This is a genomic window from Streptosporangium pseudovulgare, from assembly GCF_014648055.1.
Classification (GTDB): domain Bacteria; phylum Actinomycetota; class Actinomycetes; order Streptosporangiales; family Streptosporangiaceae; genus Streptosporangium; species Streptosporangium pseudovulgare.
On record NZ_BMQJ01000015.1, the window covers coordinates 117,099 to 141,124 of the forward strand.

Sequence of the window (24,026 nt, forward strand, 5' to 3'; positions counted from 1 at the left end):
CGTACCGGTGAAGGAGATCCCATGACCGTCAGCGACGAACGCCGCGGCGCCCTGTCGGCGCGGCTGGCGGCGGCGCGGCGCGCCGCCGCCCAGACCGTCCCGGCGATCCCCGTCCGGGAGGCGACCGGCGGGCCCGCCCCGCTGTCCCCCGCCCAGGCCCGGCTGTGGTTCCTGTCCCAGCTCGACGACCTGGCCGCCTACAACGTGCCGGCCGCCGTACGGCTGCGCGGCCCGCTGGACGTCGAGGCGCTGACCGGGGCGGTGCGCGACCTCGCCGACCGGCACGAGGTGCTGCGCAGCCTCGTCACCGACGAGGGCGCCACCCCGGTCGAGGCCGCCCGGGTGCCGGTCACCGTCGAGGACCTCGCCGACCCCGCCCTGCTGGGGGCGCGACTGGCCGAGGAGCTGGCCCGGCCGTTCGCGCTGGACGCCGAACCGCCCACCCGCGCCCTGCTGCTGCGGCTGCCCGGCGGCGAGGAGCACGTCCTGGCGCTGACCGTGCACCACATCGCCTTCGACGCCTGGTCGCGGAACCTGGCGCTGGCCGAGCTGGCCGCCCTGTACGCGGCCCGGCTCGGCCTGGCCGTCCCGCCCGCGCCGCCGCAGGTGCGCTACGCCGACTACGCGGCGTGGCTGGCCGGTCAGCCGGAGGGCGACGTCACCTGGTGGACCGAGCGGCTGGCCGGTCTCGAACCGGTGCTGGACCTGCCGGTGGACCGGGCCCGGCCGTCGATCGCCGACTGGACCGGCGCGACCGTCCCGGTACGGCTGACGCCCGCGCTGACCGCCCGGATCCGCGAGGCCGCCGCCGAGACCGGCTGCACGCCGTTCATGGTGCTGCTGGCCGCCTGGCAGGAACTGCTGGGCCGCGTCTCCGGCACCGACGACGTGCCGGTCGGCGTGCCGGAGGCCGGGCGGCTGCACCCCGACACCGCGCGCATGCTGGGCTGCTTCGTCAACACGCTCGTCCTGCGCGGCGACCGGTCCGGCGAGCCGACCGGCCGGGAGCTGCTGGCCCGGACCAAGGACGCCGTGCTGGACGCCCTCACCCACCGCGACGTGCCGTTCGAGCGGATCGTGGAGCGGCTGCACCCCGAGCGCAGCCTCGCCACCACGCCGATCTTCCAGGTGATGCTGAACGTCCTGGACGACCCGCCGCAGGCGCTGGACTTCCCCGGACTGACCGCCGAGGACGTCATCCCGGTGCTGCGCACCACCAAGTACGACCTCAACCTCGCCTTCGCCAACGCCGGCGATGAGTACCACGGCGAACTGGTCTACCGCACCGACCTGTTCGACGAGTCCACCGCGCTGCGGATGGCCGGCTGGTACCTGAACCTGCTGGAGGGCGTGCTCGCCGACCTGGACGCGCCCGCGGCGGCCGTGCCGCTGGAGCCGGTGACCGGGCCCGCCGTCTCGGGCGCGCGGATCCCGATGGACCTGACCCGGCCGCTGCACGAGGTGGCCGCCGACTGGGCGCGGCGCACGCCCGACGCGGTCGCCGCGGTGGACGCCTCCGGCTCGATCACCTACGGCGAGGCGGACCGGCTGGCCGACCGCCTGGCCCGGCACCTGATCGCGGCCGGGGTACGGCCGGACGAGCCGGTCGGCATCCTGATCGACCGGCACCGGGGGCTGGTCCCGGCGCTGCTCGGCGTGTTGCGCGCGGGCGGCGCGTACCTGCCGATGGACCCCGCCTACCCCGACGACCGGCTGGCCTACATCCTGCAGACGGCCGGCGCGCGCGTCGTGCTGACCGACCGCGAGTACGCCGGCCGGGTGCCCGGCGCGCTGGTGCTGCCCGACCTGCTGGCCGCCGACCCCGGCGGGCCCCACCAGCCCGACGAGCCGGTGGGCGCCGGCGTCACCCCCGGCCACCTGCTGCACGTGATCTTCACGTCCGGCTCCACCGGGCGGCCCAAGGGCGTGGCGATCGAGCACCGCTCGGCCCTGCACTACCTGCACGGCCTGGCCGAGCTGGTGCCCGAGGGGTGCGAGTCCTACGCCGTGGTCTCCACGATCGCCGCCGACCTGGTGATGACCTGCCTGTACGGTCCGCTCTTCCAGGGCGCGGCGGTCCACCTGGTGGACCAGGAGACCTCCACCGACCCGGAGGCGTACGCCGCCTACCTGGAGAGCCACCGGGTCGATGTGATCAAGATGGTGCCCAGCCACCTGGAGCTGCTGGCCGCCCACGGCGACCTGGCCCGGATGCTGCCGCGCCGGCTGCTGATCCTCGCCGGTGAGGCGACGTCGTGGGAGTTCGCCGAGCGGATCCGCGCGGCCCGCCCCGACCTGGAGGTGCAGATCCACTGCGGGCCGACCGAGACGACGGTCTCGGTGCTCGGCGGCCGGGTGCCCGAGGTGCCGTCGGGGTCGGGGTCGGTCCCGCTGGGCCGGCCGCTGGCCGGCGTCGACTGCCACATCGTCGACCCGGCGGGCCGCCCGCTGCCCGCCGGGGTGCCGGGCGAGCTGTGGGTGGCCGGGCCCAGCCTGGCCCGCGGCTACCTGAACCGCCCCGACCTGACCGCCGAGCGGTTCGTCTCCGACCCGGTGAACGGGACCGCCCGCTGCTACCGCACCGGCGACCGGGTCCGGCTCAACTCCGCCGGGCTGGTGGAGTTCCTCGGCCGGGTCGACGACCAGGTCAAGATCAGGGGCTTCCGGGTGGAGCTGGGCGAGGTGAAGGCCGCCCTGCAGGAACAGCCCGGCGTCCGGGAGGCCGCGGTGCTGCCGGTCGGCGAGGGCCGCTCCCGGCGGCTGGCCGCCTGGGTCGCGCCCGCCTCGGTGGACGTCGCCGCGATCCGGGCGGGGCTGCGCGAGCGGCTGCCCGACTACATGGTGCCGTCCGGCATCGTCGTCCTGGACGACCTGCCGCTCACCCCGCTGGGCAAGATCGACCGGGCCCGGCTGCCGGTCCCCGAGGCCGCGCCCGCCGGTGAGCGGGTCGCGCCGAGTACCCCGACCGAGCTGCGGATCGCCGAGGTCTGGTCCAGGATCCTGGACCTGACGGAGATCGGGGTCGACGACGACTTCTTCGACCTCGGCGGCGACTCCTTCCGCGCGGTGCGGGCGGTCCGGGAGATCGACCCGGCGCTGCGGGTGATCGACCTGTTCACCCGGCCCACGATCCGCGAGCTGGCCGCGCACCTCGACGGCGGCTCCGAGTCCCCCGCCGGGCTGCTGCACCGCCTGGCCGGTCCGCGCCGGGCGAGCCGTACCGTCGTGTGCCTGCCCTACGGCGGCGGCTCGGCCGCCGCGTTCCAGCCGCTGGCCACCGAGCTGGCCCGTCTCTCCCCCGCCACCGCGGTGCTCGCCGTCGAGCTGCCCGGCCACGACCCGGCCCGGCCCGACGAGGACGTGCTGCCGATGGCGGAGCTGACCGACCGGGTCCTGGCCGAACTGGCCGAGCAGGCCGACGCGACCGGCCCGATCGTGCTGTACGGCCACTGCGTCGGCTCGGCCGCCGCGACCGAGCTGGCACTGCGGCTGGAGGAGGCCGGGACGCCGGTCGCCGGCGTCTTCGTCGGCGGCAGCTTCCCCGACGCGCGACTGCCCGGACGGCTGTCGGCCTGGTGGAACCGGAGGTTCCCGGCGCACCGCTGGTCCTCCGACCGCGCCCAGCGCGACTTCCTGCGCACGCTGGGCGCCCTGGACGAGGACTTCGGCGACACCGGGATCATGCTGCGCGGCCTGCGGCACGACGTGGAGGAGGCCCAGGGCTGGTTCAGCCGCCGCCTCGGCGACCCCGCCGCGCAGCAGCGCAGGCTCACCGCGCCGCTGCTGTGCGTGATCGGCGAGCGGGACCGGGCGACCGAGCTCTACCAGGAGCGCTACCGCGAGTGGGGGGCGTTCGCCGACCGGGTGGAGCTGGCCACGATCCCCCGGGCCGGCCACTACTTCCTCAAGCACCAGGCCGAGTCCCTGGCCCGGCTGATGTCCGACCGCCTGGACCGCTGGACCGCGGGCGAGCTGCCCGAACCGGTCGGGGAGGTCGGCGTGTCGGGCGGCAGCGCCCGCCGGGACCTGCGCCGCTTCTACACCGTCGCGGCCGGGCAGACCCTGTCGCTGCTCGGCGCGGCGCTGACCTCCTTCGCGCTGGGCGTGTGGGCCTACCAGAAGAGCGGCCGGGTGCTGGACTACGCCCTGGTCAGCATGCTCGCCCTGCTGCCGTCGCTTCTGGGGGCGCCGCTGGGCGGCGCGCTGGCCGACCGGGTGGACCGGCGGCGGATCATGCTGGTCTGCGACGGCGTCTCCGCCGTGGCCACCGCCGCCCTGGTGATCCTGCTGTGGCTGGGCCGGCTGGAGATCTGGCAGGTCGGGATCGTCGCCGGGATGCTGTCGCTGGTGTCGGCCTTCCACCGGCCCGCCTACCTGGCGGCGGTGGCGCAGCTGGTGCCCAAGCCGTACCTCATGCAGGCCAACGCGCTGGCCAACCTCGGCACCGGCCTGGGCATGCTCGTCGGCCCGCTGGGCGGCGCCGCGCTCATCTCGCTGGTCGGGCTGCACGGCGTGGTGGCCGTGGACGTCGTCACGTTCCTCGCCGGGCTCGGCACGCTGCTGGCCGTACGGTTCCCCGACCGGCTGTTCTACCGGCTGGAGGAGTCCTTCGGCCAGGCCATCGTCGGCGGCTGGCGCTTCCTCGTACGGCGCCGCCCGCTGATGATCATGATCGGGTTCTTCGTCGTGCAGAACTACCTGAACATGCTCGCCATGTCGGTGACCGTGCCGGCGGTGATGTCGTTCAGCGACGTCGGCGGCGTCGGCCTGGTCACCGCGATGCAGGGTCTGGGCGCGGTTCTGGGCTCCCTGGTCATGGTGTTCTGGGGCGGCACCGAGCGGCGCGCGATCGGCATGGTCGGTTTCGTGGTCAGCCTCGGGATCGGCGTGCTGCTGGTGGGCCTGCGGCCCTCGCTGCCGCTGGCGGCCCTCGGCGGCCTGCTGTCGTGGGCCTCGCTCAGCGTGCTGAACGCGCACTGGCTGTCGATCATCCAGCTCAAGGTCGGCCTGGAGCTGCAGGGCCGGGTGCTGGCCACCAACCAGATGATGGCGGTGTCGATGACGCCGCTGGCGTTCCTGACCGCCTCGCCGCTGGCCGACGACGTCTTCGGCCCGCTGCTCGCCCCGGGCGGCCTCCTCGACGGCACCGTCGTCGGCGACATCGTCGGGGTGGGACCGGGCCGCGGCGTCGGCCTGCTGCTCGTCGCCTGCGGCGCGCTGCTGGCGCTGTGGGGCGCGCTGGGCCTGTGGTACCGGCCGCTGCGGCGCATGGAGGACGCCCTGCCCGACGCGGTGGCGGGCGCCGAGATCGCCGACGACCTGGACGCGGTCCAGGCCGAGGCCGACGCCGCGCTGCTGCCGGGGGCGGCCCCCACCCGGTGATCTCGGGATGGGCTCGCCCGGTGACCGGGTGAACGCCTCGGCGGGGCCCGGCCGGTCGTCACCGGCCGGGCCCCGCCGCTTTCCCGGCGAGGGCTGATACGGGGGCCGCTTTCCCAGGGGGCTGATACGGCGGCGCGAGGGCGGGCCGACGGCCATGGGAAGAGGCGCCGAAGCCGGCCATTCCCGGCTCGGCTACTCTCGGCGCCACCGACGTTCGCTCTACGATCCGGGCAAGCTGCGGCCGGATCATCACTCGGGAGACGCCGACGCATGAACACGCCACTATCGTCACCTGGAGCGGAGCGAACCGACGGATCAGCCGTCCGGATCGGCGCTCTCGTTCCGCTGACCCGGCCCGGCTGGGTCGAGGCGGGCCGGCACCTGCTCGCCGGACTCGACTTGGCCGTTCGCGAGGTCAATGACGCCGGCGGGATCGGCGGAAGACCACTCGAACTCGTGGTCCGGGACACCGCGGCCGACCCGCAGAGGGCCGTGGCGGCCGTAGATGAATTGGCTCGCCTGGGCGTGGCCGCCCTGGCGGGGGAGTATCACAGCGTCGTCGCCCGCGCCGCCGCCGCCAGGGCCGACGCCCTCGGCCTGCCGTTCCTCTGTTCGTCGGCGGTTCTCGACGCGCTCACCGAACAGCCGACGGAATGGGTCGCGCGCCTCGCCCCGGCGCAGTCCCGCGGCTGGCAGGTCTACGCGGACTTCCTCCTCGGCGCGGGCCACAGCCGGATCGCCGTGGCGACCCAGCCGAGTGTCTACTGGGCCTCCGGGGCCCGCATTCTGCGGGACCACCTCGCCGCACGCGGCGGCACCGTCCTCGAACTCGACATGGGCGTGCTCGCCCCCGCGGCCGTGTGCGACGAACTCGCTGGCAATCGCGCGACAGCCCTCCTTCTCCTGGTCGGCCACCCGGAGCCGGCGGTGCCGATCGTCAGGTCCGTCCGCCGCGACCCGCGCCTCGCCGAGATCATGATCGGTGCTCCGGCCGGGCAACCGGAGTTCGCCGAATGGGCGACGCTGCTAGGCGGTGACGGCGCCGCGATCCCGTTCCTGCGCTACCTGCCCGAGCGCCTCAGCCCACTCGGTGCACGCGTCGAGACGGCCCTCCGTGAGCTGCTGGCCGAAGCGCCCTCCTTCGTCGCCTTCGAGGGCTACGACACGGTCACCGTCCTCGCCGACGTGTTGCGTTCTCACGGCGCGGACCGGACGCGCACCGCCGAAGCCTGGTCGCGCGTCGCGGTCGAAGGCACCCGCGGGCAGATCAGGTTCTCCCGCGTGCCGGGCATCGGCGTTCGGCAGTGGGACTGGCCGCCGATCCAGGTCGTCGATCGGGATCCGGCGGAACCCGATCGCTTCCGGATCCTCCATACCGGCTGAAAGAGAGCGCAGGCCCGACTGCCCCATATCTGTCCGGGCTTGAGGCTGTCCACCTGTCCACGTGTTGATCACTAGGCGCACCCCACCGGCCTTGCTGAGGCTTCACGTTGGTCGATGTCCTCGCCGGCCAGGCCCCGACCCGCACGAGGTTTTGAATCGCTCGCCGGGAGCGTCCCCTTCCATCGATCCAACCCGAGGAGACATGAGCCGCGACGTCATCATCACTCTGGGGTTCGAGCACGACATCGATTTCACGGAAATCCTCGATCGGCTCACTCGGGCGGGCTGGGAGTTGCTCCGTGAGGAAGACAGCATCTGGTACATGACCGACTACGACTGGAAGCATCTGCCGCTGGACGGCCTGGCCGAGATGAAGCGCGACATGCGCGTCTCCTATGAGGCCGGGGAGGCGGTGGGCATAACCGCCAGGCTGCCCGACGGGGAGACCTTCGCGAACGTGCTGTTCCACGAGGAGAGGACCTCGGTCTCCCTGATCCCCCTGCCGGACTACCACACCATCGCGCACATGCCCGAGTTCGTCGATCTGGGCTGGTATCTCGGGAGGTTCTTGGCGCCGTTAAGAAATCTGCCCATCGTAGGGACGGAGGCCAGCGACCAGCGGTGACGGCGCCGGACGGGCCGACCGAGGGAGAAGAGCGACCGCGGCCCCCATCGACGGGATCAGGGGTGCGGCGCCTGGATCGGCCCGGCCAGGCCGGAGAAGGATCATTGTCGTCAAGCCGTCTCGTACGGCCTCAGTCGCCGGGCGCGATTCGCGGATCAAAGCGATATGCGGTGGCGGTCAGAGGGAACAGGGCAGACCGGCTCTGGGCCCATCTGTCTCGTTCCAGGCTCACGGTATCCGCACGCCGTACTCATCCGGCTGCCGCGGAGCGCCAATCCCAAAGAGGGTCGCGACGGAAGCGCGCCAGGACCTCTTCGTACTCGACCAGTTCACCGAAATTCGTGTCCAGCAATCCTGACACTCCCTGGATCAACTCACCCAGGAGGTCGCGGATACAGGAAATCCCGGAATACTCGAGCAGGATCGCCTGGAAATCGCCGATCCTGCGGCGGATTTCGTCCACTTCCCCTTCGCCGAATTCGTCCAGGACATCCCCGGACGTGTCCACACCGAAGCCGCACTCCCCTCGGTCGAGTCGATCGAAGACCAGTTCCTCGTCATAGGCGCCGGCTTGCCGAAGCCGGGTCACGATCCGCTTGTGATCCTCTGGAGGGCTGAGGAGGACGATGGTGGGCCTCACGAAACCTCCTTTCATGACGGGCACATGATTCCAGGTTCGGCTGTGAGGTCGCCATGTCCGGCAGGACGTTCTTGTCGCGCGCAACCATGAGCCGGCCTGCCCAAGGAACTGCCTGGCCACAGCCCCATCGGCGTCACCGCCGCGTCCACGTCCTGCTCCGCCTCCGGCATCGGGTGGCCAGGACCCTCTTCGAGGGACCCGGGCCCCTGACGATCCGCCCCTCGCCGCAGCCGTCGGCTGACCACCTGACGGCACGGATCGGCCCACAGGCACCCTGCACGCGGTCACCCGCTCCGCCTCCGCGTGTGTCCCGTGACGGGTGGGGTAGGAGTGACGATCATCCGCCGCGTCCGTGCACGTCAGGGAGGAGCAACCGAGATGGCAGACCGGATCACCGACCCGTGGGGACCCCGCACGCCGTACGGTCCCCCGTCCGCCGCCGGACGGCTCGCCGCTCCAGCCGCTGTGCCGCGGGTCCCGGCGCAGACGGACCGGCGCGCGGCACCACGGGCGGGCGACCGTACGGCGGGCGCGGGCGTGCATGTGGCGGGAGCCGGCGGACACACGGGGCGGGCCGATCTGACCCGACGAGACACCGAGGAGGCGTGACCATGCATCTGGCGCACTACCTGGGAATGCTGCACCGCTCCCTGAACGAGCTGGCCGGCGCCTTCAGCGAGGTCGGCCGGAGCCACGCGGGCGAGCCGGACGTCCACCACATCTGCGAACAGCTGGCCGACCAGTGCGTGGAGCACTCCCGGAGACTGGAGCCGTTCGTCGGACGATACTCCGAGGAGGCGTCCGACGAGCCCGAGCGGCTGCACTCCACGCTGTTCTCCGGCACCCGCGCCGGCGACCTGGGACTGCTGCGCGACCTGCACGACCTGTACCTCATGGCCGCCGAGTGCGACATCTGCTGGACACTGATCGGACAGGCCGCCCAGGGTGCCCGGGACGAGGAACTGCTCGCCACCGTCAACGCCTGCGAGCGGGAGACCTCCGCCCAGATGCTGTGGCTGCGCACCCGGATGAAGCAGGCCGCGCCCCAGGCCCTGGTCGTCGCCTCCTGACGACGCGGGTCCCGGCGGCGGCCCCGCGGACCGGCGGCGGAGGGCCGCCGCGCCCGGTTCGCGGAACCTCCCCGGGGCCCTGAGCGCGACACGAAGATCACTCCTTTGCCACCAGGGGTGATCGAAAGAACCCGCACAGTAACATCCCCGTGAAGTTGATCTACGAAGGCATCCTTCACGCAGAGGAGAAGTTCAGTGTCGAGGTCACATCACCCGAGATCCGCGCTCACCGTGCTGGCCTGCGCCCTGTCGGTTCTGCCGGCCTCGGCCGGGACGCGGGTCGCGGCCGACGCGGGCGCGCACGCCGCCACCGCGCCGCAGGCCGCCACGCGAGCCGCCGCGCCCTGCCTCCGGCAGGGGCAGGCGACCTACCCCGTCAGCTACTACTGGAAGAACGCGCTCGGCATGAGGCTGGGCAGCGGAACGGTCTCGGTCGACACCTCCCCGTCGTTGTGGGGCGGGCGGATCACACCGGGCGGCACCTTCACCCTCACGGTCACGCACCGCACGGCCCAGTGGCCGCTGCTGGTCAGGACCTACACCACCACGTGGGACCTGTCATCCCTCCTGGCGAACGCCGACATCGTCAGCCAGTCGGGGACCGGGACCATCGGCGGCAACACCCTGACGATCACCTCGCCGGGCACCAAGACGGACCCGCCCCCGAAGGTCATCACCTTCCGGGTCAAGCAGGGCACCATCGGCAACAGCATGACCATCCGGCCGACCGGGATCAGCAGCGTCCTCGCCGCCCCCGGCCAGCTCGGCGGCAACACCCCCGCCCCGCCGATCCAGATCGCGAGCGGGCAGTCCATCGCCCCCACCACGGCCGCCGACGACACCGCCACCACCGCGCCGGGCACGGCCGTCAACGTGCCCGTCCTGGCCAACGACACCGCCACCGCACCGACGATCAGCGGCGTCACCAAGCCCGCCAACGGCACCGCGACCATCTCCGGCGGCAACGTGGTCTACACGCCCGACCCCGGCTTCAGCGGCACCGACACCTTCACCTACACCGTCACCACCGACTGCGGGACCAGCACCGCCAAGATCACCGTCACCGTTCCCTGCAACTGGAAACCGGTCAGCCTGGTCAACGGAAGCTTCGAGGCGCCGCCCGTGGCCACGATCGACTACTCCATCCCCGACGCCTCCACCAACCCGGCCGTCGGCTGGCAGACCACCGCCACCGACCGCAAGCTGGAGTTCTGGCGGGGCGGCGCGAGCGGGGTCCCGGCGGCCGACGGCCAGCAGTTCGCCGAACTCAACGCCAACGAGGTCTCCACGCTCTACCAGGACCTGCCCACCGTGCCGGGAACGCCGATGACCTGGTCGCTCTACCACCGCGGCCGCCTCGGCACCGACGTGATGCGGGTGCTCGTCGGCCCGCCCGGCGCGACCGTGGCGCAGACCCCCACCGGCGCCTCCTCCCCGGACATCTCCGACGACAACACCGCCTGGCGCCGCTACACCGGGACGTACATCGTCCCTCCGGGGCAGACCACCACCCGGTTCGCCTTCGAGTCGGTGTCGGCCACGGGCGGCAGCCCCGCGCTCGGCAACTTCCTGGACGGCGTGACGTTCAGCACGCCGCCCTGCCCGTGAACCGCCACGGGCACCGGCCGCCGAGCCGCGACCGCCCAGATGCCTGACCATCGACGCGGGGACCCGGTGACGACGACACGTGCCGCCGGGCCTCGCGGTGATCACACAAGCACGCCTGCCGCGCGGTGACCCGGGCCATCGGACCATCGCGCCGGGGCGTCGCCGTACCGGTATCCCCTGCCGCTCCCCGGCATGAGCCGGTGCCGGCCGTCCCGCACCGGCAAGACCGGCGGGTACTTCAACGAGACGGGGCTGCGACTCGACGGCGACGGCGGCCCTCGTCAGCGGATGTCATGGTCGGGGTGGGTCTGGTCGTATGCGTGCCGCGCCTCGGCGATGACGGCGCGGTGGGCGAGTGACCAGTCGGCGAGCGCCTTGACCAGGTGGGTCAGATCGGTCCCGGTCCCGGTCAGGCGGTAGTCGACCTGGGCCGGGACGGTCGGGTAAACGGTGCGCAGCACGAGGCCGTCACGTTCGAGCCTGCGCACGGTGAGGGTGAGCATGCGCTGGGAGATGCCGTCGATGGCGCGCTGCAGTTCGCGGAACCGGCGCGGCCCGCTCGCGAGTTCAACGATCACGAGCACCGACCATTTATCGCCGATGCGGTCCAAGACATCGCGAATGCCGCAGTCGGGGTGGTCTGCGCGTCCGCAGGGGTCAAGGTCGGCGGGGGCGGTTACCCCGGTGTGCGTGGGTGACATCGAACTGCCTTCTTGTGGCCGGTGGGCGTGCGATCGAGGATCAAGCTTAGTTACCGATGAGAACCACGACGGAAGACTGTGATTGACATGATCCTGGTGACGGGAGCGAACGGGAACCTGGGCTCGGCCACCCTTGCCGCGCTGCGTGCCCGCGGCATCGCCGCGACGGGTGGAAGCCGCACGCCGGGCGAGGGGATGCGGCGTCTCGACTTCGATGACCACGCGGGTCTCGATCTCGCCGGGGTGTCGACCCTGGTGCTGATCTCCGCCGGTTACGCCGAGGACGACCAGGTCATCGAGCGGCACGCGGCGGTCCTGGACGCCGCCGTCCGCGACGGCGTCGGCCATGTCGTCTACACGAGCCTGACCACGGCCGGCGACCATCTCGGTTTCGCGCCGGCGCACCGTGCCACCGAACGCCTTGTGCGGGCGAGCGGACTGCCGTGGACGATCCTGCGCAACGGCCTGTACGCCGAACTCTTCGGCGGTCTGCTGATGTGGGCCGAAGACGGCGTGGAGTCCCCGTTCGGGGACGGCGCCCTGGCGGCGGTCGCGCGGGAGGATCTCGCCGATGCCGCGGCGGTCGTCGCGGCGAGTCCGGCGGGACACAGTGGGCGCGTCCATGACCTCGTCGGCACGCCGATCACGGCGGGTCAGGTGGCCGACCGGCTCGGGGTCCCGCACCGCGCCATCGGCCTGGGCGAGTACCGGCGCAGGCTCCTGGAGGCGCCGGGGCTCCTGCCGTTCCAGCCGCCCATGCTCGCCTCGATCGCCACGGGCATCCGGCACGGCTTCCTGGACGGCACCGCTCCCGCCCTCACGGACCTTCTCGGCCGTCCGGCCCGCGACCCGCTGGCCGCAGCCGTTGCGGTCGCCTCCGCCACGCGTCCGAAAGCACGCGTCTGACAGCCGTACCGCGCGCTGAGCAGCGAAACGGGTCCTCCCGGCGACCGTCGCGGGAGGACCCGGCTGCGGCTGAAGGCCGCTCGGTGTCTCTGATGCTCAGCCGACGGCCGGCGAACGGCCGGAGGGACAGGACCTCTCCACCCGGCCGGCGAACGGCCGGAGGGACAGGACCTCTCCACCCGGCCGGCGAACGGCCGGAGGGACAGGGCCTCTCCACCCGGCCGGCGCGCTCCGCCTCGAACACGTGAACCCGTCGACACCGAACGAGGCGACCCTCTCACCGGCCGATTCGCCCCGTCATGGCATTGACCGGAAAACAGCCCCTTCCGCAGGTAAGATCACGGAAGTGATCGACTTCCACAACGGATCCCTTTTCAAGCTGAATCCGTGCCGGCCGGAAGAGGTCGGCCCGACCGTGGCCCCCCTCATGCTCCACGGCGAGCTGATCGTCTCCTCCTACAAAACCGTCCGGGACTTCGTCGTCTTCACCGACAAGCGCATCATCGCGGTCAATGTCCAGGGGCTCACCGGCAAGAAGCGCGACTTCTCCTCCCTGCCCTACGCCAAGGTCCAGGCATGGTCGGTCGAGACCGCCGGAACCCTCGACCTCGACGCCGAACTGGAACTCTGGTTCAGCGGCCTGGGAAAGGTCCGCTTCGAGTTCAAGGGCAACTCCGACATCATCCGCCTCAGCCATATGATCGCCGGTTACGTGCTGTAGCAGAGCCGAAGCGTTTTCCGCCGACTCTGATCCGGAGGTAAGGGCTGGCCTCGCCATGAAAAGCGGCGAGGGTCGGCCCGGTGCCATTCGAAATCAGCGGACGGGCAGGCCGGTGACGGCGCGGCCGATGATGAGGCGCTGGATCTCGGACGTCCCCTCGAAGATGGTGAAGATCTTGGCGTCGCGGTGGAAGCGCTCGACCGGGTGCTCGCGGGTGTAGCCGGCGCCGCCGAGGATCTGGATGGCCTGCTCGGTCACCCAGACGGCGGCCTCACTGGCCACGAGCTTGCACATCGACCCCTCGGCCTGGCCGAAGGCGCGGTCGTTGCGGGCCATCCAGGCCGCGCGCCAGGTCATCAGGCGGGCGATGTCGACGCGGGTGGCCATGTCGGCGAGGCGGAACGCGATCGCCTGGTTCTCACCGATCTTCCGGCCGAACTGCTCGCGCTCGCGGGCGTAGTCGCGGGCGTACTCGTACGCCGCGCGGGCGATGCCCACGGCCATCGCCGCCACCACCGGGCGGGTGGTCTCGAAGGTCCGCATCGCGCCCTGCTCGCCGGCCCTGCCGCCGGAACGGACCCGCGCCAGCCGGGCCTCCAGCTTCTCCCGGCCGCCGACCAGGCACGAGCCCGGCACCCGGACGTCCTCCAGGACGACCTCGGCGGTGTGGGAGGCGCGGATGCCGTGCTTCTTGAACTTCTGGCCCATCGACAGGCCGGGCGTGCCGGGCGGCACGATGAAGGACGCCTGGCCCCGGGTGCCCAGCGCCGGGTCCACCGAGGCGACGACGACGTGGACGTCGGCGATGCCGCCGTTGGTGACCCAGGTCTTGACGCCGTTGAGGATCCAGTCGTCGCCGTCGGGGACGGCGCGGGTGCGGATGGCGCCGACGTCGGAGCCGGCGTCGGGCTCGGAGGCGCAGAACGCGCCGACCTTGACGTCGTCGGGGGTGCCGAACATCTGCGGCAGCCACTCCCCCACCTGCTCGGGGGTGCCGCCGGAGGCCAGGGAGGCCGCGGCCAGGCCGGTGCCGGCGATGGACAGGCCGATGCCGGCGTCGCCCCAGAACAGCTCCTCGAACGCGGCGATCAGTCCGAGGCCGCTGGGCTCGAACCACTGCTGGGCGAAGAAGTCGAGCGAGTACAGGCCGATCCGGGCGGCCTCCTGGATGACGGGCCAGGGCGTCTCCTCGCGCTCGTCCCATTCGGCCCCGGCGGGGCGGACGACCGTGCGGGCGAACTCCCGCACCCAGTCGCGCACCTCCCGCACGTCGTCACCCAGCTCCGGGCAGAAGCCGGTCTCGCTCATCGTGATCAACCCCTCTCGTGCGCTGCCCACCGTAACGGTTCGCCCGGCCACCCGGTAGGTCAGGCCGTACGGCGGGCCGGACGGTCGTCGGCGCGGCGGTCCCGCGGGTGCGGGTGCCGCGGCGGCGTCATGCGCGGCCGGTGCGGGCGGCGGCGGCCAGGGCCAGGACACCGAGGAGGAGCAGGGCGGCGGTGCCGTACATCAGGAGGCCGAACCCGCCGCCGGCGAAGGCGGTGGCGAGCTGCGGGCCGAGGCTCCCGCCGAGGAAGAGTGCGAAGGTGAACAGGGACAGGGCGGTGCCGCGGGCGCCGCCGGCGTTCGCGCCGACGCTCTCGTTGACCGCGGGGGTACCGGCGGCGACGCCGAAGACGTAGAGGGCGAGGAGCAGGGCGAGCCCGGTCACGCCCGGCCCGGTGGCCCCGGCGGCGGCGAGCGCGAGGGCCGCCACCGCGAGCAGCGCCGTCGCGCGCCGGGGGGCGGGGACGCGGGCCAGCACGGGGGTCAGCAGCGGGACGACCAGCATGGACGGCAGCCCGCTGATCCGCAGGGCCAGCAGGGCCTGCGGGGAGCCGGCGATCTCGGCGGGGCCGGCGAGCTGCAGGCCGGTGTAGACGGCGACGAACGTGGTCAGGATGGTGACGGTGCCGGCGTAGCGGAGCAGCAGCGCGGGGGTGGCCAGCAGGGACGGGATCGCGCGGTAGGCGGATGCGAGGGAGCCGGTGGCCGTACGCGGCGGGTCGGGCAGCATGACGGCCCGGGCGGCGACGGCGGTGACCGCGAACACCGCGGCCGACAGCAGGAACACTCCGCGCCAGCCGATCGCCCCGGCCAGCGCCTGGGCGGCGACCTGGAGCAGCACCGCGGCGGCGAGGAAGGCGCTGGTGATGGTGGCCAGCGACAGCGTACGGCGGTGCGGGGCGACGCGTTCGCCCAGGTAGGCCATGGCCGCCGGGGGGAAGATCGAGACCGCGACGCCCTGCAGCACGCGGAGCCCGATCGCCGATCCGGCTCCCGGCGCGACGGTGACGAGGGCGGTGGTGGCCGCGGCGGCCAGCAGGCCGGCGAGGATCAGCCGCCTGCGGCCGTACCGGTCGGAGAGCGGGCCGAAGATCAGGAAGCCGGCGGCGTAGCCCACGCCGAACGCGGTGACGAGCCAGGTGAGGCTCGCCTGGGCTGCGCCCCACCCGGTGGCCATGCCGTGCAGCAGGGGGATCACCACGTACAGCTGGCCGCTGGACAGCACGGCGGCGAGGGAGAAGACGGCGAGGGTGGGCCCGAGGGGGGCGAATCCGCCGGAGCGGGGGGCCGCGACCGGGATGGCCGGGGCCGACGGGTTGATCATCATGGCGGGACCGTATCCAACCAACCGGTTGGAAGTCAACCAACTAGTTGGATAGCGCTTCGGCGGCCGGTCCCGTACACTTCGGCGCATGCCGAAGGAATCCACCAGGGACGCCCTCCTGTCCGCCGCCCGCGCCGAGTTCGCCGCCCACGGCATCGCCGGGGCCCGGGTCGACCGCATCGCCGAGCGTGCCGGGGTCAACAAGGAGCGCATCTACGGTTACTTCGGCAGCAAGGACAAGCTCTTCGACCAGGTCATGACCGCCGTGATGGACGAGCTGACCGCGGCGGTCGCCATGCCGGGCGACGACCCGGTCGAGTACGTCGCCAAGCTCTACGACTACTACCGCACCCACCCGGAACTGACCCGCCTGCTGATGTGGGAGTCGCTGCACTACCGCGACGGCGAACTGGAGGGGCAGGAGCACCGGGTCACCAAGTGCGTCAGGAAGGCCGAGTCGCTCGCCACCGGGCTCGGCCGCGAGCCGTCCCAGGAGACGGCGCGCACGATGATGACGCTGATCGGGCTGGCCGGCTGGCCGGTGGTCATGTCACGGCTCGGCCGGATCATCCTCGGCGACGAGGCGGTGACCGAGGAGGGGCGGCTGCGGATGCGCGAGCACCTCGTCGCCTTCGCCCGGGCCGCCCTGGGCGGAGAGCCGGACGGCGCCCGCCCGGCCCCGGGCGGGGAGCCGGCGGGGGCCGGGGGCGGGCGGCCGAGCGGGGCCGCGGACGGGGACGCGAACGGTCCCCGTCCGGACGGCCCCGCCTAGGACGGCCGGCTCACAGCCGGTCGAGGAGCTTCCGCATCTGCTTGATCTCGGCCTGCTGGGCGGCGATGATGTCGGCCGCGAGCTTCTTGGCGGCGGGGTCGGCGCCCTGTGCCTGCTCGGTCTCGGCCATGCCGACCGCGCCCTCGTGGTGGGCGATCATCATCTTCGCGAACATCCGGTCGAACTCGGCGCCCTTGGCCGCCTTGAGGTCGGCCATGTCCTTCTCGCTCATCATGCCGGGCATGTCGTGTCCCATGTGGCCGCCGTCGGGCATCTCGGGCGCGCCCCAGGCCCTGAGCCAGCCGGTCATGGTGGCGATCTCCGGGTCCTGCGCTCCCTTGATCTTCGCGGCCAGGTCCTTCACCTCCGGGTCGGCGGCCCGGGTCTCGGCGAGTTCGGCCATCGTGACGGCCTGCCGGTGGTGCGGGATCATCATCTGGGCGAACATCACGTCGGCGGCGTTGGAGCCGGCCGCCGGCGAGGTGCTCTCGGCGGGTGAGGCGCTCGCGGCGGTCGCGGGCGCACCGCTCGTCATGCCGGTGTTGCCCGGCTGGGCGCTCGTCGCGCCGTCCCCGCCGCCGCAGGCGGTGAGGAGCGCGAGGGCGCCGGCCCCGGCGGTGACGGCGAGGGCGAGCCTGCGCAGCGCGGGGCGGGTGAGGTGATCGGTGGACATCATCGCGTTCTCTTTTCGTTTCCGTCGGGTCTGCGAACCGGTCGTCCGCGGGCGCGTTCCAGCCGCCGCCCGCGGGGGCGGCCGGCCTATATGCGCAGGACCGACAGACGCGCGAGACGCAGAGCCGTCCTCCGCGGGGGCGGCCGGGCGACGAGCGGCGCCGGCCGTACGCCGGCGGGCCGCGTCTCCCGGCTCCGCCGCGTCCACGCCCACGCCGCACCGGCGAGGAACAGCACGAGCGAGGTGAGCACGGCCAGACAGACGGAGGACGGATCGGAGGAGGGAAGGGTGCCGCCGGGGCCGGAGAGCGAGCTCCCGGGGTCCGGCGCCAGGTGGGACACCGTGTCCCCGTGGTCGCTGAGCGAGAGGGCGGCGGGCGAGAGGGCGTGGACCGCGGGGGCGGCCTCCCCCATGCCGGGCATGCCGTCGTGCCGCCCGCCGTGGTCGAGGTGCCCGAGCGTGTGCATCCCGGCGATGCCGAGGACCAGGGCGACGAGGAGCAGCCAGCGGTACGCCGGAAGGGCGGGCCGGCGGATCGTGTCGTCCATCTGCCCTCCCCCGAGTTCGCGCCCCGCCCGTCACACGGGCCTGTCCCCTCAGAAAAGCATATGGCGGCCCCGTGCCGATCCCCCCACGACCCCGGTGCCCGTCGCATCCTCATCCGCATGTCAAAGAACATGACGGACGAACCGGCGGACGCGGTGGAGTCCCTGGTCTCGCTTCTCGACTCCTTCGACGACCTTCCCGCCGCGGCCGGGCTGCGGACCCTGTCGTACCGGCTCCTCGGCGTGGCTCCCGGGGCGACCGTGGTGGACGTGGGCTGCGGCGCGGGCCGGGCCGTCGCGGAGATGGCGGAGCTGGGCGCGACGGCGGTCGGTGTGGACGTGGACGAGCGGATGGTGGCCACGGCCCGGCGGCGCCGGCCGCACGCCGACGTACGGCTCGGCGACGCCTGCGACCTACCGTTCGGGGACGGTGAGCTGACCGGGTACCGGGCGGAGAAGGTGCTCCACGACCTCGCCGATCCTGCTCGGGCGCTCGCCGAGGCGGCACGTGTGCTCGCCCCGGGAGGACACGCCGTGCTCATCGGCCAGGACTGGGACACGTTCGTGATCGACTCCGACGATCCGGAGCTCACCCGTCTCATGGTCCACGCCCGCGCCGGGACCGTACCCGCTCCCCTCGCGGCGCGCCGCCACCGCAACCTGCTGCTGGACGCCGGCTTCGAGGATGTGGCCGTGGAGGTGCGCACCGGCGTCTTCACCGACGTGACGGCGCTGCCGATGCTGACCGGGCTCGCCGGGGCCGCGTGCTCCGCCGGCGCCGTCACCCGCGAGCGGGCCGACGCATGGCTCGCCGAGCAGGCCGAGCGGGGACGGGCCGGGCGGCTCTTCCTCGCGGTGCCGCTGTTCGTGGCGAGCGGCCGGCGGCCCTGACGGGGCGGAAGGTCAGCCGGTGGCGCGGGAACGCCGGTCGGGGACGGTGGCCATCGGGGGACGCTCGGCGACGGCCGTGTCGCGGACGGCCGCCCGGTGTCCCCCGGCTCCCCCGGGCTCGCGGCGGAACTGCACCAGCCGGGGGGACGGCTCGTGCAGGGGGATCATCTTGTTCTGGCGTTCCAGCCGGGACCAGCAGGTCTGCAGGATCTGGGCGGCCATGCCGCCGAGCGCCTCGGTGGACTGGTGGGAGTGGACCCGGCGACCCAGGTCGACCTGGGCGAGGGCGTCGAGCCCGGCGAGCTCCAGCAGGTCGATCAGCAGGGCCAGCTCCACGCCGTAGCCGGTGACGAACGGGACGCGCTCCAGCGCGGAGCGTCGCCCGGCGTACTCCCCCGCCAGAGGCTGGACGAACCCGGCGAGCATCGGCCAGTGCAGGTTGAGCAGCGGGCGGGCGACGAGCTCGGTGACGCGCCCGCCGCCGCCCTGGACGTCCCGCAGCGGCCGGTCGTAGCAGCCCTTGACGTAGACCACGCCCGGGTCGGCGAGCAGCGGGCCGAGCAGCCCGGTCACGAACGAGGTCCGGAACTCGCGCAGGTCGGCGTCGACGAAGACCAGCAGGTCGCCGGAGGTCGCGGCGAGCGACTTCCACAGCGCCTCCCCCTTGCCGTCCAGCGGCTTGAGGTCGGGGAGGACCTCGTCCTGTGCCACCACCCTGGCGCCGGCCCGGGCGGCGCGCGCGGCGGTGTCGTCCACCGAGCGGGAGTCGACGACCACGAGCTCGTCCACGAGGGGGGCCGCGTCCATCAGGTCGCGCCGGATCGCGGTGACGATGTCCCCGACCGTCTCGGCCTCGTCGCGCGCGGGCAGCACGACGCTGACGGTCGCGCCGCCCTTGGCCTCCAGCAGCCACGGCAGCGGCCAGTCCTTCGACGATGAGGTGCGTTTCCGCAGCCATGCCTCCACTTCAGGCAGCACAGCCCACCCTTCTCATCATCGGCGACCTACGGCTATCACCATATGCGTCGATAATCATGGACGAGTATCGGGGAACACCTCCTGTCTTCTGTGCTCCCCGCAGGTGGGAGGATCTGCACAGACCGGAGGGAAAGGGGCACCATGGACCCGGTGGCCGTGATGAAGGCGGCACGCATCGTCCGTGACGAGCTTGACCGGCTGCTGGGCGGGTCTTCCGGGGAACTACGCGGGCGACTCGATCCGCTGCTGGCCGAGGAGGGCCGGCATGCCCCCGGGCCGCTGGCCGACGCCATCGTGATGCTGATCGTCCAGTACGGTCCCGTCTGGGAACGGTTCAGCGAGCTGATGGCCGCGGGCGACGTGGACGGCATGAACGGCGTGAACGGCGGCGAACCCGCCGGTCCCGGCATGCCGCCGTACGGCCCGGCCCATCCCGGCGGGCCACTCCCCGGTTCCCCGAACCCGCCGATGCCGCCCCCCGGGCCAGGGATGCCGCTCCCCGGTTCCCCGAACCCGCCGATGCCGCTCTCCGGTCCCGCGGGCCCCGGTGCGCCTCCGCCCGCCGCGGGAGGGCCGAACCCGCCGCTCCCCGCGCCCGCCGGCCCGCCGCTGATCGCCGAGCCGGTGGACGTGAATCCGCCGGTCATCGGCCAGGTGGAGCCGGAGCCACCCGCCGGACCGGTCTCCCCGGAGTGGCCGTCCCCCGCTCAGGACGGGCGGGAAGCGCCCGCCCTCCCGCTCCACGACGGCCGGATCGGCCCGGAAACACCGTCCGACGGGCTCCCGGACGGGCAGGCCGCCCCGGGATGGCCGGCCGCGCCGGATGGTGATCCGCAGGCCGGGCCACCCGCTCCGCCGTCCGGGACGCCGCAGGCCACACCGCCGGGCCCGCCGCCCGGCCAGGCCACGCCGCCGGGTCCGCCCACCGGCCAGGCCGGGCCGGAGTGGCAGCCGCCCGGCCAGGTAGGACCGGAATGGGCGCCCCCGGGGCAGGCCGGGCCGCCCACGCGGGGCGGGTCCGAGTGGCCGCCGCCAGGTCAGGCCGTACCGCTGGGCCCACCGCACGGGCCCGGTGGGCCCAGCGGGCCCGTGTGGCCGCCGTCCGGGCCGGCCGGTGCGCCGCCCCCGCAGACGGGGCCGGCCGGTGCGCCCCCGGCGCGGACCGGGCCCGAGTGGCCGCCGCCCGGACTGCTGGGCTCCGCGCGGACCGAGGAGGCCCAGGCCACCACGTCCGTACGGCGGGACGGCTCGGAGGAGCCGCACCCCGCCCGTCCCGCGCAGGGCGGCAAGGGCCCCTCGGTGCTCGGCCGGCTGACCGGCGCCTTCCGCAGGCGGCGCGCCGAGTCCGTCCCCTCCGGCCCGGCGTGGGCCGGGTTCCCGCTGATCCAGGTGACCGGCGAGGTGGTCGCCGGGGCGGAGACGCGGGTGGAGGTAGGCGTGGTGCCCGGCGATCCCGGCGTGACCCCCGGCGCCCCGCCCGGAAACCCGGCCGCGGGTCCGGGCGCCGCTCCGGCGTCCCCGGCGGCGCCGTACACCGGTGAGCCGTTCGACCTGGACGTCCAGCTCGTCGCCGAGGGGTTCGAGGCACCCGGCGGCTGGCGGGTGCGGCTGCGCGTCGATCCGGCGACGCCGTACCCGAGGACCGCGGTGCGTCTGGTGGCGCTCCCGCAGGAGCAGCCGGTCACCGCGCGGCAGATCCAGGCGGTCCACTCGGTGCGCGGCCAGGTGACCGGGTTCGGGGTGCGCGCGCTCGCCGTCGTCGGCGCCCCCGGCACGCTCCCCCAGGAGGGCGACGCGCAGCCGGTCGCCGGCACCCGGGTCCGGACGGGGAGCGACGCCGACCCGCCGGACGTCACGGCGGTCGTCGTGCACGGCGACCAGCCGGGACGGCTGTGGTGGACCTACCACTCGCCGCACTTCCTCACTCCCGACCGGGCGGAGGCCTGCGAGCTGGGCACGCGGATCTCGGAGTTCGGGCGGAACCTGGCGGAGCAGGCCGGCAGTCTCGACGACATGGGACGCCGGATCGCCGCGCGGATCCCGCGGGGCTTCTGGGAGCTGCTGCACGCGGTGGCGGCCCGGGTGGCCCCGCGCCGCCCGAACGTGCTGATCGTCTCCCAGGAGACGCACGTCCCCTGGGAGCTGGCCGCGCTGGAGCACCCGTTCGACCCGTCGGTCCCGCCGTTCCTGAACTGCCAGACGGTGACCGGCCGCTGGCCGCTGGGCGGGCGGCGCCCGGAGCTGCCGCCGCCGGCGCGGGCGGCCGGGCGGAGCATGGCGGTGGTCTACGGCGGCGCCGAGCCCCACCCGCTGACCGGCGAGTACGGTGCCGCCCGGATCAACCCCGTACTGGGCGAGGTGCTGGCCCTGCTGTCCCAGCCCACGGACATGGTGCACTTCACCGCCGGAGGCTCGGCGGCCGAGGCGCTGGGCCGGGGCATGGGCGGCGCGCCGTTCGTCTTCCTGGAGGAGCCGGACGACTGCCAGGCGTTCCTGCTGGCGGGCGCGAGCGCGGTGGTCGCCCCGCTCTGGCCGGTCGGCGACGACGGCCTGCCGCGGGAGTTCTACCGGCGCTGCCTGGCCGGGGAGCCCCCGGCGGAGGTGCTGCGCTCCCTGCGCTGCCAGGCCCCGGCCACCGCGACGGCCTACCGGTTCTTCGGCCATCCGTCGCTGACGCTGTCGCCCGGCGGGCCGCCCGCGTGACGGACCGCCCCGGCGGACCGCGTGACACGCCGTGCCCGCCGGGACGCCGCGGTTCCACCCGGCCGGGTGACGCCGCGCCGGCCGGAGGACGGGGCGGCGCGGGTCAGTCGAGGGCGTGGCGCTCCAGGAAGGTGTAGACGTCGGCCTCGTCCACTCCCGGGAACGAGCCCGGGGGCAGCGCCGCCAGGACGTGGGAGTTGCCCCGGGCGGAGGGCCAGGCGTAGCCCTCCCAGCGGCGGGCCAGCTCGACCGGCGGGCGGCGGCAGCAGTCACCGGTGGGGCAGCCGGAGCGGGTCCGGTTGGTGGTCTCCCGCCCGCGGAACCAGCGCGACTCCCGGTACGGCACGCCGAGGGTGATCGCGAAGTTCCGCTCGCGGCTCGGATCGACGTGCGCGACGCAGAAGTAGGTGCCGGTGGGCGAGTCGGAGTACTGGTAGAAGACCGAGAACCGGTCCGGTGAGAGGAAGACCTGCCGGCCCGACCACTGCTGGCACATCCGCTGGCCCTCGATCGCGCCCTGCTCGTCGGCGGGGAAGACGATGCCGTCGTTCTCGTAGGCCTTGTAGATGATGCCGCCGGCGTCGTTGCGGACGAAGTGGCAGACCAGGTCCAGGTGGTGGGTGGCGAGGTTGGTGAAGCGGTGCGCGGCCATCTCGTAGGAGACGGCGTAGACGTCGCGCAGGTCCTCCACGCTCAGCGCCCGGTCCTGCTTGGCCTCCCGCAGGTACGGCACGGCCGTGGCCTCGGGCACCAGCACGGCCGCGGCGAAGTAGTTGGCCTCGGTGCGCTGGCGCAGGAAGTCGGCGAAGTCGCGCGGTTTGTGGTGGCCGAGGGCGAGGTGGCCGAGGGTCTGCAGCAGGATGGTGCGCGGCGTGTGCATGCCGAGCTGCTCGTGCTTGACGTAGATGCGCCGGTTGCGCAGGTCGGTGATGGAGCGCACCGAGCGCGGCAGGTCCTGGACGGTCTGCACGGTGTAGCCGAAGTGCGTGACCAGGGCCTGGACGGTGCTCTGCGACAGCGCGCCGGCGCGGTAGCCGACGGCCGACAGCGCCTCGGCCGCGGCCTTCTCGATCTCCTCGAAGTAGTTGCCCAGCTCGCGCTGCGTACGGCGCAGCTCGGCGTTGGCGGCGCGTGCCTCCTCGGGGGTGGCGGTGCCCTTGGCCTGGCGTGAGCGCAGCTCGCCGTACAGGCCGAGGATGTGCTCCAGCACGTCATTGGGGACGCGGGCGGAGACCTTGAGCCTGGCCAGGCCGAGCCCGGCGTAGACCGGGTCGCGCTGCGCCTCCTCCAGCGCCATCTCCAGCTGCGCCCGCCTGCTGGGCGCCTGGCGGCGCAGCAGCTCCTCCACCGGCACGTTCAGCGCGGCGGCCAGCGACTTCAGCAGCGACAGCTTCGGCTCGCGCTTGCCGTTCTCCAGCAGGGACAGCTGGCTGGGGGCGCGGCCGACGCGCTCGCCGAGGTCGGCGAGGGTCAGGCCGCGCTGCTTGCGCAGGTGGCGGAGACGCTGGCCGAACGCGATGAGGTCCAGCTCCTGCGTCAAGGTCAGCGGTTCTTCACCCACCAGTGATCCCATACTCCGATGCTAGACGAAATTTCAACGGATATTTCCATACAGGGAGGGCGGGCGTGACCCGCGTCGCGTGATTGGTCTAGTCCACAGCGCAAACTGTGCGGTTCTTCTGCTCTGAATACCGTCTGGTATTCGCTCTGTGGGAAAAAATGACGTTCTTTCGCCAACTTCGGCCTTGTTCGCCCGTTTCGCCCCGACTCACACTCAG

The 24,026-nt window shown here is 73.3% G+C and carries 18 protein-coding genes; 10 read left to right on the plus strand and 8 right to left on the minus strand.

From position 1 onward, the window contains the following. Positions 1–21 precede the first annotated feature (21 nt). The 3 genes from IEZ10_RS40070 (at position 22) to IEZ10_RS27190 (ending at position 7,390) form a co-directional block, all read left to right on the plus strand. A complete protein-coding gene (locus IEZ10_RS40070) occupies positions 22–5,382 on the plus strand; it encodes a non-ribosomal peptide synthetase/MFS transporter (protein ID WP_189249359.1) in 5,361 nt (1,786 codons plus the stop codon). Between the two features lie 270 nt (positions 5,383–5,652). Beyond that, a complete protein-coding gene (locus IEZ10_RS27185; protein ID WP_189249360.1) occupies positions 5,653–6,765 on the plus strand; it encodes an ABC transporter substrate-binding protein in 1,113 nt (370 codons plus the stop codon). A 202-nt stretch (positions 6,766–6,967) separates the two neighbouring features. Further along, positions 6,968–7,390: a hypothetical protein gene (locus tag IEZ10_RS27190; protein WP_189249361.1), complete on the plus strand. Its 423-nt coding sequence runs from the start codon at positions 6,968–6,970 to the stop codon at positions 7,388–7,390. A 250-nt stretch (positions 7,391–7,640) separates the two neighbouring features. On the opposite strand, the gene IEZ10_RS27195 is transcribed toward IEZ10_RS27190, so the two are convergent. Next, positions 7,641–8,030, minus strand: coding sequence for a hypothetical protein (locus IEZ10_RS27195; protein ID WP_189249362.1), 390 nt, complete (start codon positions 8,028–8,030; stop codon positions 7,641–7,643). Positions 8,031–8,635: 605 nt separating this feature from the next. On the opposite strand from IEZ10_RS27195, the gene IEZ10_RS27200 reads away from it, so the two are divergent. Together IEZ10_RS27200 and IEZ10_RS27205 are read left to right on the plus strand one after the other, a co-directional pair. Continuing rightward, positions 8,636–9,100, plus strand: coding sequence for a hypothetical protein (locus IEZ10_RS27200; RefSeq protein WP_229811690.1), 465 nt, complete (start codon positions 8,636–8,638; stop codon positions 9,098–9,100). A 195-nt stretch (positions 9,101–9,295) separates the two neighbouring features. Beyond that, complete coding sequence (locus IEZ10_RS27205) at positions 9,296–10,708, plus strand: Ig-like domain-containing protein (protein ID WP_189249363.1); 1,413 nt, start codon at positions 9,296–9,298, stop codon at positions 10,706–10,708. Between the two features lie 281 nt (positions 10,709–10,989). Here the strand turns inward: IEZ10_RS27205 and IEZ10_RS27210 are convergent, their stop codons facing one another. After that, positions 10,990–11,319 (minus strand): winged helix-turn-helix transcriptional regulator, encoded by a 330-nt coding sequence (locus tag IEZ10_RS27210; RefSeq protein WP_308426313.1) that lies wholly within the window; start codon positions 11,317–11,319, stop codon positions 10,990–10,992. 177 nt (positions 11,320–11,496) lie between these two features. On the opposite strand from IEZ10_RS27210, the gene IEZ10_RS27215 reads away from it, so the two are divergent. Both IEZ10_RS27215 and IEZ10_RS27220 read left to right on the plus strand, forming a co-directional pair. Continuing rightward, on the plus strand, positions 11,497–12,315 hold the full coding sequence (locus IEZ10_RS27215; RefSeq protein WP_189249365.1) for an NAD(P)H-binding protein: 819 nt from the start codon (positions 11,497–11,499) through the stop codon (positions 12,313–12,315). A gap of 346 nt (positions 12,316–12,661) precedes the next feature. Then, complete coding sequence (locus IEZ10_RS27220; RefSeq protein ID WP_189249366.1) at positions 12,662–13,036, plus strand: PH domain-containing protein; 375 nt, start codon at positions 12,662–12,664, stop codon at positions 13,034–13,036. Positions 13,037–13,129: 93 nt separating this feature from the next. Here the strand turns inward: IEZ10_RS27220 and IEZ10_RS27225 are convergent, their stop codons facing one another. Together IEZ10_RS27225 and IEZ10_RS27230 are read right to left on the minus strand one after the other, a co-directional pair. Further along, positions 13,130–14,344, minus strand: a complete 1,215-nt coding sequence (locus tag IEZ10_RS27225) for an acyl-CoA dehydrogenase family protein (RefSeq protein WP_189249367.1) — start codon at positions 14,342–14,344, stop codon at positions 13,130–13,132. A 127-nt stretch (positions 14,345–14,471) separates the two neighbouring features. Then, positions 14,472–15,689 carry an MFS transporter gene (locus tag IEZ10_RS27230; RefSeq protein ID WP_189249368.1) on the minus strand — a complete coding sequence of 406 codons (1,218 nt, stop codon included), beginning with the start codon at positions 15,687–15,689 and terminating at the stop codon, positions 14,472–14,474. A gap of 85 nt (positions 15,690–15,774) precedes the next feature. On the opposite strand from IEZ10_RS27230, the gene IEZ10_RS27235 reads away from it, so the two are divergent. Next, positions 15,775–16,458 (plus strand): TetR/AcrR family transcriptional regulator, encoded by a 684-nt coding sequence (locus IEZ10_RS27235; protein ID WP_189249369.1) that lies wholly within the window; start codon positions 15,775–15,777, stop codon positions 16,456–16,458. 10 nt (positions 16,459–16,468) lie between these two features. Here IEZ10_RS27235 and IEZ10_RS27240 read toward each other — a convergent pair whose 3' ends face one another. After that, positions 16,469–17,134 (minus strand): DUF305 domain-containing protein, encoded by a 666-nt coding sequence (locus IEZ10_RS27240; RefSeq protein WP_229811691.1) that lies wholly within the window; start codon positions 17,132–17,134, stop codon positions 16,469–16,471. A gap of 83 nt (positions 17,135–17,217) precedes the next feature. Continuing rightward, entirely contained in the window at positions 17,218–17,679 is a 462-nt protein-coding gene (locus IEZ10_RS27245; protein WP_189249370.1) for a DUF6153 family protein, read from the minus strand. 117 nt (positions 17,680–17,796) lie between these two features. Between IEZ10_RS27245 and IEZ10_RS27250 the strand changes: the two genes are divergently transcribed. Beyond that, on the plus strand, positions 17,797–18,567 hold the full coding sequence (locus IEZ10_RS27250; RefSeq protein ID WP_189249371.1) for a methyltransferase domain-containing protein: 771 nt from the start codon (positions 17,797–17,799) through the stop codon (positions 18,565–18,567). Between the two features lie 12 nt (positions 18,568–18,579). On the opposite strand, the gene IEZ10_RS27255 is transcribed toward IEZ10_RS27250, so the two are convergent. Next, positions 18,580–19,545 (minus strand): glucosyl-3-phosphoglycerate synthase, encoded by a 966-nt coding sequence (locus tag IEZ10_RS27255; protein WP_189249372.1) that lies wholly within the window; start codon positions 19,543–19,545, stop codon positions 18,580–18,582. Positions 19,546–19,695: 150 nt separating this feature from the next. Here IEZ10_RS27255 and IEZ10_RS40075 point away from each other — a divergent pair, with 150 nt between their 5' ends. Then, complete coding sequence (locus IEZ10_RS40075) at positions 19,696–22,248, plus strand: hypothetical protein (protein ID WP_189249373.1); 2,553 nt, start codon at positions 19,696–19,698, stop codon at positions 22,246–22,248. 103 nt (positions 22,249–22,351) lie between these two features. On the opposite strand, the gene IEZ10_RS27265 is transcribed toward IEZ10_RS40075, so the two are convergent. Further along, positions 22,352–23,788 carry a helix-turn-helix domain-containing protein gene (locus IEZ10_RS27265; RefSeq protein ID WP_179822601.1) on the minus strand — a complete coding sequence of 479 codons (1,437 nt, stop codon included), beginning with the start codon at positions 23,786–23,788 and terminating at the stop codon, positions 22,352–22,354. Positions 23,789–24,026: the final 238 nt, after the last annotated feature.